Raw genomic sequence first — 18,328 nt, forward strand, 5'->3', positions numbered from 1 at the left:
CCCTATGATTACGGGGATCCGCATGGTGGTGGCACTCCTCGCGACCATCGCCATCGTGTCCGGGGTGGTGGCCGCGGCGTTGGCGCTGACCGGAGGCGGCGCCCGCACCGGCTCGCCGGAGCCGTCGATGAGGGTGGTGTCCGCCCAGCCGCTGCGGTGGTCCCCGGGCGCCTGTGTGCGCAGGTCCGGCGACAGATATGACCTGACAGGGTGCGACAGCGGTCAGTCCGAGGTGGTGGCCGTGGCCGCCGACCCGCCGGGCCTCGGTCAGTGTCCCGACGACACCGATGACGTCGTCCGCATCGGCGACGCCCGTACGGCCTGCGTGCGTGACTTCCGTGCTCCGCACGCGGGCGTCCCGGGCGGTGGCGGCGGGGTGCTCAGGGCCGGCGACTGCGTCGCGCTCGACGGCCGCGAGCGGCCGTGTTCACGACCCGGCTGGTACGGCAGGGCCATCGCGGTCACCCGCGAGGCGGCCGGTTGCCCCGCGGCCACCCTCGACACGTTGACCGCGGACGGCGTGATCTGTCTCGGCGGCGGCGGCCGGGTGCTGGAGCGCGGCATGTGCGTGTCCCGGCCCGCCCGCGACGTGGTGACCAGGTCGGCGATCACTCGCGTGGCCTGCTCGTCCGGCCGGGCGTGGGCCCAGGTGAGGTCCTTCGAAGCGGCTCCCGCGCGCTGTCCGAAGGGGGCCGACCACTACCTGGAGAGCCGGGGGGCCTACCGGCCGGTGACCTGCCTGCGTCTGCGCAGCAAGTAAACTCGCTGCACGTGAGCGAGCGTAGCGAGGCAACCATCCAACACTGCAGCCCAGGGCGCGTGCGGCCGGTTAAGGAGGAGGCATGAGCCTCTCGATCGGCATCGTCGGCCTGCCCAACGTCGGCAAGTCGACGCTCTTCAACGCGTTGACCAAGACCGGCAACGCGCTCGCCGCCAACTACCCGTTCGCCACCATCGAGCCCAACGTGGGCATCGTGGGCGTTCCCGATGATCGGCTGCCGGTGCTGGCCGGGATCTTCGGCTCGGCCAAGGTCCTGCCTGCCAAGGTGGAGTTCGTCGACATCGCGGGCCTGGTCAAGGGCGCCTCCGAGGGGCAGGGGCGGGGCAACCAGTTCCTCGCCAACATCCGCGACACCGACGCGATCTGCCAGGTGATCCGGGTCTTCGGCGACCCCGACGTGACGCACGTCGACGGCGAGATCTCCCCCAAGCGCGACATCGAGACGATCAACACCGAGTTGATCATGGCCGACCTGCAGACGGTCGAGAAGGCCGTTCCGCGCCTGCAGAAGGAGGCGCGCAACAACAAGGACAAGAAGGCCGCGCTGGAGGCCGCCGAAGAGGCTCTGAAGGTCCTGGAGACCGGCAAGACCATCTTCGAGAGCGGTCTGCTCGACCGCGAGGAGCTGCGCGAGCTCCACCTGCTGACGGCCAAGCCGTTCCTCTACGTCTTCAACCTCGACGCCGACGAGCTGATCGACACGGCGCTGCGCGAGCAGCTGTCTACCCTGGTCGCCCCGGCTGAGGCGGTCTTCCTCGACGCCAAGATCGAGTCCGAGTTGGTCGAGCTCGACGAGGAGGAGGCGCTGGAGTTGCTGCAGTCGGTGGGCCAGGACGAGTCGGGCCTGTCGCAGCTCGCCAGGGTCGGCTTCGAGACGCTCGGTCTGCAGACCTACCTGACGGCCGGCCCCAAGGAGACCAGGGCCTGGACGATCCGCAAGGGAGCCACCGCCCCCGAGGCGGCCGGTGTGATCCACACCGACTTCCAGCGCGGTTTCATCAAGGCCGAGGTGGTCTCGTTCGACGACCTGGTCGAGGCCGGTTCGATCGCCGCCGCGCGTTCGGCGGGCAAGGCGCGCATCGAGGGCAAGGACTACGTCATGCGCGACGGCGACGTGGTCGAGTTCCGGTTCAACGTGTAGGGCGGGTCAGCGGACCAGCGCGCGGCGCAGGCACCAGCTGCCGAGCGCGAAGAGCACCGCCGCGTAGCCGGCCAGGACACCGAGCTGGGACGAGATGCCGGGCAGGTCGGCGTCGTGCCGCACCAGCTCGGCGAAGCCGTCGTAGCCCCAGGCGTGCGGGGTGAGGTGGGCGATCGTCCGCAGGGTGCCCTCGAAGGAGTCGAGCGGCACCATGGTGCCGCCGAGCGCGCCGAGACCGAGCCCCAGGATCACCGACACGGAGATCGCCACGCCCTCGTTGCCGACCAGCGCTCCCAGGAGCGTCGCCGCGCCTCCTCCCACCAGTGCGAACAGGATCACCATCGCGGCGGCGCCGAGCGGATCGCCCCAGTCGACCCCGAACAGCACGGCCGAGCCCAGCATGATCAGCAGGCTCTGGAGGAGGGCGATGGCCAGCCGCCCGGCCGCCTCTCCCGCGACGATGGTCCTGGCGGGCGTCGGCGAGGCGTACATCCTGCGGGAGATGCCGAGCCGACGGGTCTGGACCAGCCCGATCGAGGCGGTCAACGCCGTCAGGAAGGTGTAGAGCAGCAGCAGAGGCGGCGCGGAGAAGGCGAACTGGCCGAACCCGGGTGGGATCTCGCTCCGCCCGACGGTGACCACCTTCACGTCCACCCCGGCGTTGCCCGAGGCCAGGCGCAGGCTCTCGTCGAAGGCGGAGGCGGCTCCGGCGTCCGCTCCTGCGTCCGCTCTGCCTGCCGTGCCGCCTTCCGCGGCGCCGAACTGGGCCGCCTTCAGCACGGCGGCTTCCCGTGAGACCGCCCACCGCACCCGGCTGCCCAGGTCCGCGGCCGCGGGGTCACCGGGGCGGCTCACGTATCTGACTTCCGCCCGGCCGCCGGCGCGGAGCGTGGCCTCGTACCCGGCGGGGATCACCAGTCCGCCGTGCAGCCGGCCGCGTTCGACGTCGGCGAGCAGGCGTTCCTCGCTGCCGAACCGGGCGACCTGGATGCTCGGCGAGCCGAGGGAGGTGGCCAGCCGGTCGGCGAGCGGCGTCGTGCCGCCGGCGACCCCGACGTGCAGTTGACGGCCGCCGCCGAACAACAGTCCCATCAGGAAGATCATCACGAACGGAGTGATGATCACGAAGAAGATGTTGCTCCGGTCCCGGAAGAGCCGGCGCACGTTGAGAAGCGCGATGGCGAGCGGTTTCATCGGATGTCCTTTGCTGGAGACCCGGGCTTCAGCCCTGGGGGGTGAGTCACGTGCGGGTCATCCCGCCGACACGGGTCAGGGCGAGCCCGCCGGTGGCGGCGGCGATGGCGAGCAGGACGAGGACCGGCGTCAGCAGCGCGCCGGGCGACAGACCGGCTGCCAGGTCGGCCAGACCGGTCAGAAACCACCGGTGCGGCGTGAGATGGCTCGCCACCTCCAGCACGCCGAGCTGGGGGATCGGGAACAGGGCGCCGCCGAAGACACCGAGAACCATGGCGACCACGGATATCCGGTTGGCGGCCTGTTCGGAGGTGTTGGAGAAGCCGGCGACCGCCGCCGCGATGCCGGTCACGGCCAGCACGCCGGCGATGACGAGGGCCACGACACCGAGCGGCGGCCCCCATCGGGCGCCCATCAGCCAGGTGGAGGCGGCCACGACCACGGCCATGCTCATCAGGCCGATGAGAATCCCGCATAGCGCCTTGCCGCCCAGGACCGCGGCCCGGGGGACCGGAGCGGCGAGGACCCGGGCCAGCACCCGCGAGCGCCGCTCCTCGAAGACGGCGGCCATGACGAACATGGCGACGAAGAACTGGAAGAAGATCGCCATCCCGGCGGCGTGGTAGGTGGCCGTGTCGAGCTGGCGACGGGTCGCGGAGGTGTCGGAGACCAGCGTCAGGGGCGCGGCCACCTCCTGCGCGCGTCGGGCGAGGCGGCTGTCCCGTTCCTCGTCCACCGGCAGGCCGCGTGAGGCGGCGAGCACGGCCAGCCGGATCGACTGCCGTTCCATCGCGAAGGCCTGAGCCATCTCCCTGGCGACCTGTACGGCGATCGGGGCGTGCGCGCCGCCGATCACCTCCGGCGTGGTGGCCGAGGAGAAACCGGCTGGGATCACGAACACCGCGTCGGCCTCCTTCCGCTCCAGCAGGCGGGCACCGTCCTGGACGGAGGAGACCCGCTGGAGGCTGACGGTGCCGCGCCGCTCCAGGGGTTCGAGCACCTGCCCGACGAAGGCCGTGGCGTCGGGGCCGCGGTCGAGGTCGGCGACCGCGTACCGGGCGTTGAAGCGGCTGCCGTCGCCGCCGCCGAGCATCAGACTGAACAGGAAGGCCAGGCCGAGCGGCAGGAGGACGCCGAAGAGCAGGAGCGTGCTGTCACGTGAGCGCTGCCGGAGATCCTTGAGGAGGATGGCCATGACGGGAGGCATCGGTCGGCTCCTCAATCCCGCAGTGCTTTGCCGGTGATGTGCAGGAAGACCGATTCGAGGTCCGGCTCGCGCACCTCGACCGACCGCACCTCCACCCCCGCCTCGCCCAGCGCGCCGATGATCGCGGGTAACAGGCTGCGCGCCTCGTTCACGATCAGCTCCAGGTCGCCGTCCTCGCCGCCCGCCTTCAACACCCCCGGAAGGTCCCGCAGAGTGGGTACGGCTCGCGCCGCTCCGTCCGCGACCCGCAGGATGACCCGGTCGTGCTCGTCCAGCAGGCCGACCAGTTCCCGGCGCGTCCCCTCGGCCAGCATGTGGCCGGCGTCCACGATGCCCACCCGGTCGCACAGCCGTTCGGCCTCCTCCATGTAGTGCGTCGTGTAGAGGGTGGCCACGCCCTCGGCCGCCAGGCGCTGGACGCTCTCCAGGATCGCGTTGCGGCTGTGCGGGTCGACGCCGGCGGTGGGCTCGTCCAGCACCAGCAGGCGTGGCCGGTTGAGCAGCCCGATGGCGATGTTGAGCCGGCGCATCATGCCGCCGGAGTACTTCGTTACGGCCTCGTCCGCGCGCTCGTGCAGCTCGACGAGCTCGAGCACCTCCGTGATCCGCATTCTCGCGGGGCGGGCGGTCAGGCCGTACAGGTGCCCGAAGAAGCGCAGGTTCTCCCTGGCCGTCAGGTCCGGGTACAGGGCCAGCTCCTGCGGCACGTACCCGATCAGTGCCTTGGTCTTCACGGACGTCACGTCGTGCCGCAGACCGTCGATCAGCACCTCGCCGCCGTCGCGGTCGAGGACGCCCACGACCATCGAGATCGTCGTGGTCTTGCCCGCGCCGTTGGGGCCGAGGAGTCCGTAGGTCTCGCCCTCCTCGACGGCGAAGCTCATGTGGTCGACGGCGAGGAGGTCGCCGTAGCGCTTGGTCAGGTCGGTGATCTCCAGGACTGGCATCATGGCCCTTTCGTTCTCTGGTTCACTACACTAGTAATGAACCAGAGAGGCCAGGAAAAGTCCAGCGGGCATTGTCTGATTCCGGGACAGATGAGACGTCAACCACCGTGCTCCCCCGCGCGTCGAATCGTCACGGCGTTCACGCTGACTCGGGAGGCCCCCTCATGATCCGTCGCATCATCCAGAAACGACGTCCCGCCCCGTCACTGGCGGGCATCAGCCTCGAAGAGGAGCTCGCCCTGCTCAGGGTCGAGCTCATGTACGGCCTGCGCGTCAACCGCGAGGCCTACCTGCGAAGGAAGGTGGACGAGCGAGAGGAGCTCGCGTCGCGGTTGCGTGAGCGCGACGCCACCGCGATGCTCGCCGACCTGCGTGGCTCGCTCGAGCGGGCGCTGCCACGCAACGGGCCGGCGGCGCCCGTGGTGGACCTGCGCAGCAGAAGGCAGCCGACCTCCCTTCAGGATCCCGAGCCGGCCTGACCACGCCGTACGGACCGGCCGCATGCCCTCGGCGGGTATGCGGCCGCTCGCGTCTTATACCAAATGCGTAGTTCGGGACAGTCCCTACGCCAATCGGACAGGAATGTCTGGCCGGCGGGTAATGCGGTCAGGCGTCTGGCCTGGCCAAATGCCAATTGGGGATGATTGTGGAGGTACTGGGCACTCCTTCGCGTCATGCGTACTCGGTTTGCCCCCGGACGGCGATGCCTGCAGCATGGGCGTGGCTTTCCTGGAACAATGGCGGAGACCGGATAGGGTGACTGCTTCACCACGGATGATGGGGATCGGCAACGGACGACACCGCGCCAGCCGGGGGGACGGGCGCGAGCGGAGGCGTGATGGCTCGTAGGTCAACCGTCCAGCACGGTCCTCGGATCGCTGGCGACCCCGAGCTTTCGGCACGCCCGGACATGGCCGACTACGACGCGCCGCCGCCGCGCAGGTCGCGGCGGGGCTGGTCGGGCGGCGGCGGGCGCTGGCTGGTCTGGATGGGGCGCATCATTCTTTGGGCGCTTATCGTGGTTATCGTCGTTAATGGGGTCCGTGCCCCATTTGAGAGGTTTACTCAGCAGGAGGCCGCGGCGCCGAATGGCGTCGTCGACGTCCACCACGGATTCCCGGTCGACCGGGGCATGGCGTTCGCCGCACAGTTCGCCGGCGTTTATCTGAATTTCAACCCGGCCGACGCCGCGAGCAGGGCGGGCAAACTCGAGGCGTTCCTGGCCGAGGGCATGTCGCCCCAGCTGGGCTGGGACGGCAATGGCAAGCTGTCGGCCGTGGCCATTCAGCCCTACGACATCCGGGCCGACGATGCCAGCAACGCCGTCGTCACGGTGTCCTTCCAGTCGGGGGCGCGCAGGCTCATGCTGTCCGTCCCGATCTACTACTCGGGTGACGACGATGACGGCGGCAGGTTCGTGGTGTCCGGCCGGCCCGCCATCCTGCCCGCGCCCGCACCGGCCGACCTGCCCCAGATCGCCGAGCCGGAGGGTGACGACGTCGCCGCCGCCGAGCTCAAGCCCCAGCTGGAGGGGTTCTTCAAGGCGTACGCCTCGGGTGACACCGCGGGGCTGCAGCGCTACCTCGCCGTCGGCAAGAGCCTGCCGAGCTTCGGCGGCGCGTTCACGTTCGGCGGGCTTCAGGAGCTGGTGGTGCCTGTGGGGGGTGCCACGCGAGAGATCAAGGCAGTGGTGGTGTGGGTCGTGCCGACCGGCGCGGCGCCACCGACCGACCCCAACGCCACGGACCCGAGCGAGGTGGCCGGCCGCCTTGAGCAGGCCTACCACCTCACCGTCGAGAAGCAGGGCGACAAGTGGTACGTCAACGACATCCGCGGCGCCGGTCGGGCTGTTGGGTAGACGTACGACCACGCTGCTGATCGGCACCCCCCGGGAGGACAAGAAGTGATCTTGAAGACCGTAGTGCTCAACCTGATCGAAATGACGCCGTCACCCGCTCCGACCGGCGTCAACACCGAAGGACTCGCCAGCTTCCTGCGCGCGTTCTTCGCCCCGCTCTTCCTCGTCGTCGTCTCGGTGGTCGCGCTCTTCTTCCTCTTCACGCGTGAGATCACCCGATTCGTGCAGTTCCTCATTCTGGCCGTGGCCATCGGCGTGATCTTCTACGTTCCCAACATTATCGAGGTGACGGCGAAGGCAATCGCGGGCGCATTGGGCATCAAGTAAGGGGTTGGGACCGCTCCGCGGCGGTCATGAACGAGCGGGTGGAGAGGAGGACCGCGTGGACCTGCCCACGTACACCAACATCTGGCGAATCGAGAAGCGGCTCTACAAGCTGTACGACCTACGGCTGCCGATGCCGCTCCCCATCGTCTGGATCGGCGTGTTCGTCGGCGTGTTCGTGCCGTGGTCGCTCCTGTTGTTCCTGGTCGGCGTGCCGGTGGCGATGCCGTGGCACGTTCTCTATCTCGTGCCGCCCGGGATCGTGACCTGGCTGTCCACCCGGCCCGTCATCGAGGGCAAGCGCCTCACCGAGCTCCTGGAGTCGCAGCTCCGCTACCTCGGGCAGCCGCGCGCCTGGTACCGTCTCGCGCCCGCCACCGAGCCCGAGACGATCACCTTCTCCGGCCGCGTCTGGCACACCATGCCGGCCCGCGTACGCGTGAAGAAGCGGCGCAAGGCGCGCCAGCCCAAACGCTCGGCCCAGCGGGCGGGCGGGCCGCGCCAAGTGCGTCCCGCCGTGGCCGCCGCCGCTGCCGCGGCCGCCCAGGCCCCGCTCGCCGAGCCCGCGTCCAGCCGCTCAGCCCGGGGTTCCGCCTCCCGCCGAGGCACCGCCCCCGCCCTCTCACAGGATCTTCACGCGGTGCGTGGCGAGGTCGTCACGAAGGACGTCTCGCCCATGCGGTGGGGGGAGTTGTCCGTTTCCGGCGATTCCCCAGGCGTCACTCGGGCCCTCGATGCGGGCACCGGCGCGCCCCCCGCTACGGAACTGTCACCGGCCGGAACATCCCCCGTCCGGAGCGCCGCGACGGGTGCCGCCCAGCCCATGACGGGGACCGCCCAGCCCGCTACGGATCGCTCGCCGCGTGGCCCCGAGAGACGTGCCGCCCGGGATGCCGGGCCCACGGAGGCGCGTGAGCGGTCCGGGCCCACGGTGGGGAAGCCCATCGACACCGAGGCGTTGCGGCGGCTGCGCAGACTCGCGGCGACCGCCGACGCCCAGCCGTCCACACCTTCGCCGACGTCCGCGGCAGCCTCTCCCGTCTCCGACCGCGCGACCTCCGGAGCCTCCACGTCGTCCGGACCGGCAACTGACGGCTCCGCCTCCGATGACTCGACATCCGCCAAGCCCGTGCCCGCCGGACCGGTGTCCGCCGAATCCGTGTCCGTCGAGTCCGGGGGCGTTGGAGCCGCGCCGGATCGGTCGGTGTCGGCCGGGTCCGCGGCTGTGACGTCTGGGTCCGGAGAGTCCGAGTCGGCCGGGTCCTCCTCCGACGAGCCTGCGGTGGCTGACGCGACCTTCGGAAGGTCTACGTCGCCCGGGTCAGCGGCTCGTGGGTCCATGTCGGCCGGGTCTGTGTCCGATGGGTCGGCGGTCGGCGATTCGGGGGCCGATGAGCCGGTGCCCGCTGAGTCCGCCTCCACCACGTCCCCGTCGGGTGAGCCCGCGCCGGCCGAGCCGGTGGCCGGAGAAGCGGTTTCCGCTGGGTCGGCGTCCAGCGGGTCGGCGTCCAGTGGGTCTACGTCCGGCGGGTCCGTGGCTGGTGAGGTGGAGACGGCCCGTGAGGACGAGGTCGCGCGGATGCAGCACCGTAAGGGGCAGCCGCCCCGGCAGGTGCCGCCGCTGGACGCGCGGCGGAGCCGGCCGCAGGCCGGTCAGACGGTCCGTCGCGACCAGGGAGCCGGCGCCCCGGTACGGCGGGCCGGTGAGGGCGTCTCGGCCGGTGCTCGTCGCGACGAGGACACCAGGCGGAACGACACGGCTCCGGCGGCCCGTGAGGGCAGCGCACGGCGGGGCGAGGGGGTCGCCGACACCGGCGTCACCAGGCGAAACGAAGGCGTGGCGGCTTCGGTGGCTCGTGACGGGGGCACCGGACCGCGGCCTGTGGTGACCGGGTCGCGGGAGGCACGGGTGCGCCGGGTGGAGTCCGTCGTGGGACGTGACTCCGGCGGGTGGCGGCGGATCGCCCAGGTGGTCGTCGGCGGCGGCGGGGTGCGGAGCGACGGCTCGGAGATCGACGAGGCCAGGGCGAGAGGGGTGTTCAGCGGCAGCCGCCGGATCGTGGTGCTCGGTTGCACGGGCGGCGCCGGACAGAGCACGACCGCGTTGATGCTCGGCCACACGCTGGCCACCTACCGAGACGACAAGGTGATCGCCGTCGACGCCAACACCGGCGGCAACACCCTGACCAGCAGGATCACGCCGGAGACGCCGGAGACGCTCGCGTCGCTGCTGGCCGGGCTGCACCAGGTCAGCGGCTACCTGACGATGCGCGGCTACACGACCCGTACGGCGTCGGGCCTGGAGGTGATCGGGGCCGACTCCGACGCGGAGGCGGAGCAGCGGCTGACCGATCGCACGCTGTTCTCCGACCACCGGCTGGGGCAGGTCATGCACCTGCTCGACCGGCACTACAAACTGGCCGTCATCGATCCGGCGGCCGCGCTGGCCGCGCGGGTCCTGCCGTACGCGGACCAGCTGGTGCTGGTGGTGCCCGCGAGCGAGGAGGCGCCGGAGGCGGTCGCGATGACGTACGAGTGGCTCGACGGGCACGGGTGCGCGGACCTGCGGCGGCGGGCGGTCATGGTGGTCAACGGGGTGAGCAGGCGTTCGATGGCCGACGTCGAGCAGGCGGAATCGGTGGCCAGCGGCAGGTGCCGGGCCATCGTCAGGGTCCCCTGGGAGGACGACCTGGCGCCGGGTGGCGCCGATGTCGTCGACCCGGGGCAGTTGCGCGCGGCCGGGCGGCGGGCCTATCTCGCCCTCGCCGGTGTCGTGGTCGCGGGCTTTTCGGCACAGACGGTGCGACCGAGCGAGGAGGAGTTGGCGAGTGACCCCCCGGGCACGAGAATCGGTGAGCGATAAGTGAACAAGCGAGCAGGTCTGGCCCGTTCATGCGCCGAGGGGGCGGCATGAGCAGGGCGTCGCGAACGCATCAGCGTCTGGCGGTCCGCTACTTCGACGACCGCATCCTGCTCAACGACACCAGCGCATGGGCGTACTTCCGCCTGCCGACGGTCAGTTACGAGTTCGTCACGCCCGAGGAGCGTGAGGCGCTGGCCACCAACATCACGATCGCGCTGGCCGCGATCAGGATGCCCGACGCCGAGGTCCACCTGAGGGTCGCGCACCGCACCTACCCGGCGGCCGAGTGGGCGATGGCCCTCAACGGCACCTCCGACGAGGGCCCGGGATGGCGCGACTACCTGGAGGAGATGTACCGCCACGTCTGGGCGAAGGACTTCTGGTCCAAGGAGGTCTATCTCGGGGTGCGCCTCGGGGTGCGCGGCAAGCAGCTCGGCAGCGGAGTGCTGTCGCAGCTGTTCGGGTTCTACCAGCGGACCGAGAAGGCGCTCGGCCTCGAGGACGACAACGTGCCCGCCGCCGAGATCGGCAGATGGACCGAGCAGGCCGAACGGCTCGGCCGGGCACTCGCCTCCAGCGCCCTCTACGCCCGGCACGCCACCTCGGTCGAGGTGGCGTGGTTGTTCCAGCACGCGGCCATGGGCGCGCTCGGCGACCCGCCGCCGTCGGCCAGCCCGAAGCGGCGCTGGGGCAGGGGGGAGATCGAGTCGCTGGTCGAGGGGGAGATCCACAACGGCAGGTCGCTGCTGCGCGTCGTGCAACCGCAGGGCGACTCCTTCGTGGCCCACCTGTCGTTCGCCCGCTTCCCCGACCTGATGCCGTTCCCCGACGGCGAGCCGTGGATGCACTTCGCCGACCAGTTGCCGTTCCCGGTGGAGATCTCGTCCAGGATGCGGCTGATCCCGCCGGTCAAGGCGTCCAAGGACGTCGCCCGCAAGCTGGCGCACGCCCGTGACATGGACATCCACATCCGAGAGGCGGGCGCCGAGGCGCCGATCGCGCTGGCCGAGCAGATCGACGCGGCCCGCATGCTGGAGCACGGCATCACCAAGGAGCGGCTGCCCTTCGTGTACGGCTGGCACCGCCTGATCGTGTCGGCCCCGACCGAGGACATCTGCGTGCAGCGGGTCGAGGCGGTGGTCGAGCACTACCGCGACATGGGCATCGACGTGGTCAACTCGACGGGCGACCAGTTCTCGCTGTTCCGTGAGGCGTTGCCCGGCGAGAAGGTGGGGGTCAACGCCTACGCGCAGCGGCAGCCGCTGCGCACGATCGCGGGCGGCATGTGCACCGCGACCGTGGATCTCGGCGACCGGCTCGACGACGGCGCCGACGGCTGGCTGGGCCCGTACATCGGTGAGACCGTCGGCCGGGCCCGCAGCATCGTGCACTTCGACCCGCTGCTGGCCGCCTCTCGCAACCGGCCGACGGCCATCGCGATCACCGGCGAGCCGGGCGGCGGCAAGACCACGCTGGCGCTGCTGATGATCTACCAGATGGCGCTGCGCGGGGTCACGGTCGCGGTGATCGACCCCAAGGGCGACGCCGAGTCGCTGGTGCGGCTCCTGCGGAAGCGGGGGCGCAAGGCGCGGATCATCCCCCTGGGCTCGGCCTCGCCGGGCCTGCTCGATCCGTTCTCGTTCGGCGACGATCTCGCCGCCAAGAAGACCATGGCCACCGAGACGCTGCGGCTGCTGCTGCCGCGCATGTCGGAGGAGCGCGAGTCGGCGATGATCCAGGCCGTCGCGGCCGTCTCCAACGGCACCGACCCGTCGCTGGGCAAGGTCGTGGAGTTCCTGGAGCAGTCGCCCGACGCGGCGTCGAAGAACCTCGGCGCGGTGCTGCGTTCGATGTCGGAGATGCACCTGGCCAGGCTCTGCTTCGACCCGTCCGGTGGCGAGCAGATCGACAGCGAGGGCTGGACCACGGTGTTCACGCTGGGCGGGCTGACGCTGCCCGACGTGGCGACGGGCCGCGACGACTACTCCTACGAGCAGCGCCTGTCGGTGGCCCTGCTCTACCTGGTCTCCCAGTTCGCGCGCAGGCTGATGAACGGGCTCGACCGGCGCGCGCCCAAGGCGATCTTCCTGGACGAGGCGTGGGCGATCACCTCGACTCCCGAGGGCGCCAAGCTGGTGCCCGAGGTCAGCCGGATGGGCCGGTCCCGCAACACCGCGCTCGTCCTCGTCTCCCAGAACGCCGGTGACCTGCTGAACGAGCAGGTGACCAACTGCCTGTCGTCCGTGTTCGCGTTCCGGTCCACCGAGCGGGTGGAGGTGGACCACGTGATGTCGTTGCTCGGCGTGGAGCCGTCCGAGGAGCACAAGGCGGTGCTGCGCTCGCTGGGCAACGGCGAATGCATTTTCCGCGATCTGGATGGCAGGGCGGGGCGCATCGGAGTAGACCTGATCTCCGAAGAGCTGCTCCGCTGGCTCGACACGAATCCAACGCACGACAAACCCGACGACAGCGGGCATGATGATCTTCAAGGGGGAGTGGGCACCAGAGCGCAGGAGGTGCGGTCATGAAGATCCGGCTACCCAGGCGGCTCGCGTTCGTCCTGGCTCTCATCGTGGGCATCCTCGTGGTCCCGGTCGTCGTGGGCGGCTTCTCGCCGGCCGCCGCGGCTCCGTGTGACCTGTCGCCCGAGCTGACCCCCGAGGTGATCAACAGCGGCGTCGACGGCATGATCCAGCCGCCGACGCCCGAGGGCACCGCCCCGGCGCCCACCACCAACTACGCCCAGTTCGGCATGAGCGGCCAGTTCTGGCACACGTACGATCTGGGCTGTTCCGACATCGCCGCCGTCATGGGCAACGGCTGGGCCAACACGGTCTTCCTGTGGGCCAAGGCGATCGACCGGGTGACGATCACGACCTACCAGGCCGCGGCCACCGAGGGACCGCTCCAGTCGATCAAGGACGTGGTCGACGACATCGTGATCAACCTGTCCAACGCGATGTACTGGCCCTACCTGCGGCCGATCGTGATCCTCGGCGCCATCTGGCTGGCCTGGTACGGCCTGATCCGCAAGCGGGCCACGACCACGGCCGAGGGCGTCATCTGGATGGTGCTCGCCGTCACGGTGGCGACCTGGTTCTTCAGCAGGCCGGGCGACTTCACCGGGCTCGGCAAGGTCGTCACCGACAAGACGGGCGAGGTCGTCAACTCCGCCTTCTCCGGGCTGCCCGGCGCGGGCGGCGCCTCCTGCCTGCCCGGACCCGGCCAGAGCAATCCCGAGGTCAAGGCGGGCGGCTACGGCCAGGTCGGCACTCCAGGCGTCGACCAGAACGCCGACGCGCTGTGGTCCACGCTGGTCTGCAAGCCGTGGCTGGTCGGCATGTTCGGCACGTCCGACCCCAACGCGCCCGTGGTGCGCGACTACGGCCGGCTCATGCTGGAGACCCAGTCGATCCCCATGCCGCAGGCCGGTCAGGCCGCCGCCGACCCGGCCGCCCACCAGGCGAAGTACGCCGAGATCGCGGAGAAGCTCAAGGGTGATCCGCGCTTCGCCATCTTCCAGGGCAAGGACTGGACCAGCCGGCTCGGGGTGGCGATCGGCGCGCTCATCGCCGCCCTGGTCGCCGGGGTGCTCATCTTCCTGGTGGCGGTCTCGCTACTGGTGCTGAAGGTCGGCTTCCTGCTGTTGCTGATCCTCGGGCCGGTGTTCCTGCTGATCGGGGTCCATCCGGGCAGCGGCCGGATCATCGCGATGCGCTGGGTGGAGATGCTGGTCGGCACGCTGCTCCGGCAGGCCGTGCTGGCGCTCGTGCTCGGCGTGCTCGTGTACGGCTACGCGCTGATCATCTCCACCGCGATGCCGTGGGGGCTGCAGATCCTGTTCATGGCCCTGCTGACGATCGCGGTGTTCTTCTACCGCAGGCCGTTCCAGCATCTGTTCGCCTCGATGAACGGCCACACGCTCACCACCCGGATGCTCGGCGACGCCGCCAGCTCGCGCACGCTGGAGCGGTCGTCGGTGGCGCTGCCGCCGGTGGCCGCGGCCCGCATCGGGCGGTGGGGCGCGAGCAAGGCCGAGCCGCTCGTCCAGGCGGCCGCGACGGGCACCGCGGCCGGTGCGGCCGCGGCGGCGGGCGTCGCGCAGGTTCGGGCCCGCGGCGAAGAGGCGGGCGGGGCGGGAGTGCAGCCGGGCACCCGGGTGCCCGCCACGGCCGCGCCGCTCAACACCGACCAGCAGGGCGGGAAGGCGGCGGGCCGGCAGGTCCCCGCACCGCGCAAGGGCGCGGCCCCGCCGCTCAACCTCGGCGGCACGCCGACTCGCACGCGCGGCGCCGCCGCCCCGGGCGGCCCGCCCGTGTCGTCGGGCGGGAGCGCTTCGGGGAGTGCTTCGGGCGGGAGCGCTTCGGGTGGTTCCGCGGGCGCCGGCGCCCGGGGGGGCTGGTTCGGCGGGCGTTCGGGCGGTGGGTGGGCGCCGCGCGCCGGCTCCCGGCCCCGGTCGAGCGGCTCGGGCGGTTCGGGTGGTTCCGGCTCTGGCGCGGGCGGGCTGCTCGGCGGCGGTTCGCGCTCCGGTGGCGGGTTGTTCGGCGGCGGATCCCGTTCGGGTGGTTCCGGCTCGGGTGGTTCCGGCGGTGGCGGGTTGTTCGGTGGCGGATCCCGGTCCGGTGGTCAGGGTGGTTCGCGGTCCGGTGGTGGTTCCGGTTCGGGGGGTTCCCGGTCCGGCGGCTCGGGCGGCTCCAGCAGCCGCCGATCCTCGGGCGGCGGGCCGTTCGGCGGCTCCTCGCGTGCCGCTGACGTGCCGTCGCCGCGCTCCGAGGCGCCCCCGCTCTGGCTGCCCAGCCGCCGGAGCAACGGCTCGGGCGGTGACGACCCGCCGGTGCCCTTCTGGCTCAAGCCCAACAGCCCGGACAAGGACTGAACATGGCTCAGCAGGGTGACAGGCGGGGGCTGGCCTTCGCCGCCATCGTGGTGGTGATCGCCGCCGTCGGTCTCTACCTCACGATGTGGCCCGATTCTGGCGAATCGTCCGGTGAGCCTGTCGCGACCGCCAGCACGAGCGGCGCGCCGGCGGTTCCGGTCAACACGCCGCTGGCCACCGCGAGTGACGCGCCGTTCGACATCTACTCCTTCCTGCCCATGTCCAAGGAACAGCTCGCGGCGGCCGCCGACCTGGCTGAGCGGTTCACGGCCGCGTACGGCACCTTCAGCTACGAAGAGGACCCGGTGGCCTACGCCGACCGGGTGAAGGTGTTCACCACGGCCGACCTCGGCAACGTGCTGGCGAGGACCCTCTCCTCGCCGGGCACGGTCGACCGCAACCGCGCCGACGAGGTGGTCTCCACGGCTACGGCCAGGACGAAGGAGATCAGGTCGGTCGAGAAGACGTCCGTCGTCCTCGTCGTCACCGGCACCCAGCAGATCACCGCCAAGAGCGGGTCCAGGCAGCTCACCGAGGACTACGCCGTCACCGTGAGCCAGATGGGCACCGACTGGCGGGTCTTCGACCTTCAGCCGGCCGGTGACGGCCAGGACGGGGACACCGAGGGGTGAACTTCTCCCGCACCCGCGTGGTCCTGGCGTTAGGCGTCGCCGGGGCCCTGCTGCTCGCACTGATCATCATCTCGCCGATGCTCATGACCTCGATCCCCTCGTTCATCGGCGACGGCGCGACGGACCCCGACTGCACCGGCGGCTCGCAGTCGGAGGAGGCCTCCGACTCGGCCGCCTCCGACATCCCGGCCGACTACCTGAAGCTCTACAAGGAGCACGGAGAGAAGATCGGCGTGCAGTGGAACATCCTGGCCGCGGTCGGCAAGCGGGAGACCGACCATGGCCGATCCGAACTGCCCGGCGTCAAGAGCGGCACCAACTCGTCGGGCGCGGCCGGACCCATGCAGTTCCTGATCAGCACCTGGGGCGGCAAGGCCAGGATCGAGATGTCCTCCCGCTTCAACGGCTACGCCTCCGACGGCGACGGTGACGGCATCGGCGACGTCTACAACCCGGCCGACGCCATCCTGGGCGCCGCCAGGATGCTCAAGCGCAACGGGGCCCCGGAGCAGGTCCGGCGGGCGCTGTTCGTCTACAACCGGGCCTGGTGGTACGTCGACCAGGTCGAGGAGATCGCCAAGCGTTACGCCAAGTCCGGCGAGGTCGAGGTGCCGCCGCAGGCCGACGACTCGTGCGACGAGCCGCTGGTCGAGGCCGCGCCCAACGACGTGGTCGCCAAGATCCTGTCCTTCGCCCTGGCCCAGCGCGGCAAGCCGTACCTGTGGGGGGGCACCGGGCCCGACGCGTTCGACTGCTCGGGCATCATCTACGCGGCGTACCGGACGGCGGGGCTGTCGATCCCGCGCACCACGTTCGGGCAGTGGCCGTTCGGGGTGAAGGTCTCTCAGGGCAGCGAGCAGCCGGGCGACCTGGTCTTCTTCAACTCGGGGCCGGGCACGGGGCCCGACCGGCCCGGGCACGTGGGAATGGTCGTGTCGAAGGGGCAGATGATCGAGGCGCGGTGCCGCCTGTGCGGGCCGATCAAGGTCACGGGCTACGCGTCACGGGGCAACATCGTGGGCTTCACCCGGCCGCTGCAGAACTCCGACGTGATCGAGCAGCTCACAAGGCTGCGGAAGGCCTCTCTATGACAGTCGTCGTGGTCGCCGCGGTGATCATCTCGTCCGGCGCGCGGGTGCTCGCCGCGCAGCGGGCCGAGCCGCCCGCGCTCGCCGGGGGCTGGGAGTTCCCCGGCGGGAAGGTGGATCCGGGGGAGAGCGAGTTCGAGGCGCTGGTGCGGGAGTGCCAGGAGGAGCTCGGCGTGCGGATCGCCGTGGGCGAGCGGGTGGGCGGCGACTGGCCGCTGACCGACGGGTACGTGATGCGGGTCTGGCTGGCTTCCGTGGCCGAGGGGACACCTGAGGCCAAGGAGCATCTGGCGTTGCGGTGGCTGGCCCCCGGCGAGTACTACGACGTCGAGTGGTTGGGTGCGGACCACGAGATCATGAAGGCCGTGGAAAGAGTTCTCCAGCAGGATTAGCCCGTCGCTCTCTGCTACATAACGATTACTAGGTGTAATTTGTCGCAGCGGGGGGAAACGCGGCGTGATCAATCGAGGCTGGATCGTGACGGGGGCGTTGATGCTGGTGGCAGCGCCGGTCGTGCCTGCTGCGGCGGCCGGGATGGCGATGGTGCTGGAGCGCGTGGACGTCCCCGCCGGGTTCGGGAAATGGGTCAGGACCGGCGACGTGCTGCGCTTCCAGGTGCGGCTCGAAGGGACCACCGGCGAGGTCCGCGTCGCGGTCGCCGCCAGCCCGGTCCGCGCCCTGTCCGCCGTCACCTGCCCGGCGGATCAGGAGCCCGTACGGCCCTTCGACGCCGCCCGGATGATCGCGCAGAGCCGGCCGGTCGCGCCGGCCCCGGCTCCTGCCGCCTCCGGTGAGCTGCCGGCATCAGCGCCGGGCATGTCGGGGATGATGCCGACGGCGGCTGCGGTTCCAGACAGGTCCGGGATGATGCCGACGGCGGCTACGGTTCCAGACAGGTCCGGGTCGGCGCCGACGGCGGCTGTGGTCTCGGGCGGCTCCGGGGCGGCGCCGGCACTGGCTCCGGCTTCCGCGTCCGGGTCGAAACCGGCTCCGGTCGTGTCCGGGGTGCTGCCACGACCGGCTCCGGTCGTGTCCGGGGTGCTGCCACGACCGGCTCCGGGGGAGGCCGGTACGGCGCCGGCTTCCATGCCGGGAACGGCGCCGATTCCGGAGGTGTCCGGGTCGCCGGTCGACACGGGATTGATCCTCAGGAATGAACGCAGATCGGTGGAGGATCGGGCGTTGGCCGCGGTGCGCGCGCCGGTTCGCCGGGCCGCCATGAACGTGGCCCAGGTGTGTCACCTGGGAGACAGCGCCGGGCAACAGACCGTTGACGTGCGGCTCACCGTGCCGGAAGGGGCGGACGAGGTGGTGCTCGCGAGCGCCGCCCGGATGCCCGGGGCGTCCGGTGGGGCCACGACTCTGAGCGGCACCGCCACGACGTCCGTCGACGGAGCCGCGCCTCCTGCCGGGAACT

General features: G+C 71.0%; 15 protein-coding genes. 11 read left to right on the forward strand and 4 right to left on the reverse strand.

Annotated features, from left to right (window positions below; translation table 11 throughout):
* Nucleotides 1-4 precede the first annotated feature (4 nt).
* A complete protein-coding gene (locus IEY82_RS12190) occupies nucleotides 5-760 on the forward strand; it encodes a hypothetical protein (RefSeq protein ID WP_189124172.1) in 756 nt (251 codons plus the stop codon).
* A gap of 82 nt (nucleotides 761-842) precedes the next feature.
* Entirely contained in the window at nucleotides 843-1,922 is a 1,080-nt protein-coding gene (gene ychF / locus IEY82_RS12195) for a redox-regulated ATPase YchF (RefSeq protein WP_189124173.1), read from the forward strand.
* Between the two features lie 6 nt (nucleotides 1,923-1,928).
* On the opposite strand, the gene IEY82_RS12200 is transcribed toward ychF, so the two are convergent.
* Genes IEY82_RS12200 through IEY82_RS12210 form a run of 3 tightly spaced genes read right to left on the reverse strand, consistent with a single transcriptional unit; the run spans nucleotide 1,929 to nucleotide 5,273 of the window.
* Entirely contained in the window at nucleotides 1,929-3,116 is a 1,188-nt protein-coding gene (locus IEY82_RS12200) for an ABC transporter permease (RefSeq protein WP_189124174.1), read from the reverse strand.
* Nucleotides 3,117-3,162: 46 nt separating this feature from the next.
* Nucleotides 3,163-4,323 carry an ABC transporter permease gene (locus IEY82_RS12205; RefSeq protein WP_189124175.1) on the reverse strand — a complete coding sequence of 387 codons (1,161 nt, stop codon included), beginning with the start codon at nucleotides 4,321-4,323 and terminating at the stop codon, nucleotides 3,163-3,165.
* A gap of 11 nt (nucleotides 4,324-4,334) precedes the next feature.
* Nucleotides 4,335-5,273 carry an ABC transporter ATP-binding protein gene (locus IEY82_RS12210; protein ID WP_308015975.1) on the reverse strand — a complete coding sequence of 313 codons (939 nt, stop codon included), beginning with the start codon at nucleotides 5,271-5,273 and terminating at the stop codon, nucleotides 4,335-4,337.
* Nucleotides 5,274-5,434: 161 nt separating this feature from the next.
* Here IEY82_RS12210 and IEY82_RS12215 point away from each other — a divergent pair, with 161 nt between their 5' ends.
* From IEY82_RS12215 to IEY82_RS12255, 9 genes are all read left to right on the forward strand, one after another.
* Entirely contained in the window at nucleotides 5,435-5,749 is a 315-nt protein-coding gene (locus IEY82_RS12215; RefSeq protein WP_189124176.1) for a hypothetical protein, read from the forward strand.
* A gap of 359 nt (nucleotides 5,750-6,108) precedes the next feature.
* A complete protein-coding gene (locus IEY82_RS12220; RefSeq protein WP_189124177.1) occupies nucleotides 6,109-7,128 on the forward strand; it encodes a conjugal transfer protein in 1,020 nt (339 codons plus the stop codon).
* Nucleotides 7,129-7,209: 81 nt separating this feature from the next.
* Entirely contained in the window at nucleotides 7,210-7,455 is a 246-nt protein-coding gene (locus IEY82_RS12225) for a hypothetical protein (protein ID WP_225263094.1), read from the forward strand.
* Between the two features lie 55 nt (nucleotides 7,456-7,510).
* Nucleotides 7,511-10,315: a TcpE family conjugal transfer membrane protein gene (locus IEY82_RS39865; protein ID WP_189124179.1), complete on the forward strand. Its 2,805-nt coding sequence runs from the start codon at nucleotides 7,511-7,513 to the stop codon at nucleotides 10,313-10,315.
* A gap of 47 nt (nucleotides 10,316-10,362) precedes the next feature.
* A complete protein-coding gene (locus IEY82_RS12235) occupies nucleotides 10,363-12,843 on the forward strand; it encodes an ATP-binding protein (RefSeq protein WP_189124180.1) in 2,481 nt (826 codons plus the stop codon).
* Nucleotides 12,840-15,191 carry a type IV secretion system protein gene (locus IEY82_RS12240; RefSeq protein WP_189124181.1) on the forward strand — a complete coding sequence of 784 codons (2,352 nt, stop codon included), beginning with the start codon at nucleotides 12,840-12,842 and terminating at the stop codon, nucleotides 15,189-15,191. Before IEY82_RS12235 ends, IEY82_RS12240 begins: the two co-directional genes overlap by 4 nt.
* Nucleotides 15,192-15,193: 2 nt before the next feature.
* A complete protein-coding gene (locus IEY82_RS12245; protein ID WP_189124182.1) occupies nucleotides 15,194-15,823 on the forward strand; it encodes a hypothetical protein in 630 nt (209 codons plus the stop codon).
* Entirely contained in the window at nucleotides 15,820-16,914 is a 1,095-nt protein-coding gene (locus IEY82_RS12250) for a C40 family peptidase (RefSeq protein WP_225263033.1), read from the forward strand. The genes IEY82_RS12245 and IEY82_RS12250 overlap by 4 nt, the downstream gene beginning before the upstream one ends.
* The gene (locus tag IEY82_RS12255) at nucleotides 16,911-17,303 is read left to right on the forward strand and encodes a (deoxy)nucleoside triphosphate pyrophosphohydrolase (protein WP_189124183.1); all 393 of its coding nucleotides are present in this window, start codon (nucleotides 16,911-16,913) and stop codon (nucleotides 17,301-17,303) included. Before IEY82_RS12250 ends, IEY82_RS12255 begins: the two co-directional genes overlap by 4 nt.
* 312 nt (nucleotides 17,304-17,615) lie before the next feature.
* On the opposite strand, the gene IEY82_RS12260 is transcribed toward IEY82_RS12255, so the two are convergent.
* Entirely contained in the window at nucleotides 17,616-18,047 is a 432-nt protein-coding gene (locus tag IEY82_RS12260) for a hypothetical protein (RefSeq protein ID WP_189124184.1), read from the reverse strand.
* Nucleotides 18,048-18,328 lie beyond the last annotated feature (281 nt).

Source organism: Nonomuraea cavernae (genome assembly GCF_014646355.1).
Classification (GTDB): domain Bacteria; phylum Actinomycetota; class Actinomycetes; order Streptosporangiales; family Streptosporangiaceae; genus Nonomuraea; species Nonomuraea cavernae.

Excerpts from the sequence above, each read along its gene's own strand:
- IEY82_RS12190 (WP_189124172.1), top strand. The coding sequence starts at position 5 with ATGATTACGGGGATCCGCATGGTGGTGGCACTCCTCGCGACCATCGCC.
- ychF (WP_189124173.1), top strand. The coding sequence starts at position 843 with ATGAGCCTCTCGATCGGCATCGTCGGCCTGCCCAACGTCGGCAAGTCG.
- IEY82_RS12200 (WP_189124174.1), bottom strand. The coding sequence starts at position 3,116 with ATGAAACCGCTCGCCATCGCGCTTCTCAACGTGCGCCGGCTCTTCCGG.
- IEY82_RS12205 (WP_189124175.1), bottom strand. The coding sequence starts at position 4,323 with ATGCCTCCCGTCATGGCCATCCTCCTCAAGGATCTCCGGCAGCGCTCA.
- IEY82_RS12210 (WP_308015975.1), bottom strand. The coding sequence starts at position 5,273 with ATGATGCCAGTCCTGGAGATCACCGACCTGACCAAGCGCTACGGCGAC.
- IEY82_RS12215 (WP_189124176.1), top strand. The coding sequence starts at position 5,435 with ATGATCCGTCGCATCATCCAGAAACGACGTCCCGCCCCGTCACTGGCG.
- IEY82_RS12220 (WP_189124177.1), top strand. The coding sequence starts at position 6,109 with ATGGCTCGTAGGTCAACCGTCCAGCACGGTCCTCGGATCGCTGGCGAC.
- IEY82_RS12225 (WP_225263094.1), top strand. The coding sequence starts at position 7,210 with ATGACGCCGTCACCCGCTCCGACCGGCGTCAACACCGAAGGACTCGCC.
- IEY82_RS12235 (WP_189124180.1), top strand. The coding sequence starts at position 10,363 with ATGAGCAGGGCGTCGCGAACGCATCAGCGTCTGGCGGTCCGCTACTTC.
- IEY82_RS12240 (WP_189124181.1), top strand. The coding sequence starts at position 12,840 with ATGAAGATCCGGCTACCCAGGCGGCTCGCGTTCGTCCTGGCTCTCATC.
- IEY82_RS12245 (WP_189124182.1), top strand. The coding sequence starts at position 15,194 with ATGGCTCAGCAGGGTGACAGGCGGGGGCTGGCCTTCGCCGCCATCGTG.
- IEY82_RS12255 (WP_189124183.1), top strand. The coding sequence starts at position 16,911 with ATGACAGTCGTCGTGGTCGCCGCGGTGATCATCTCGTCCGGCGCGCGG.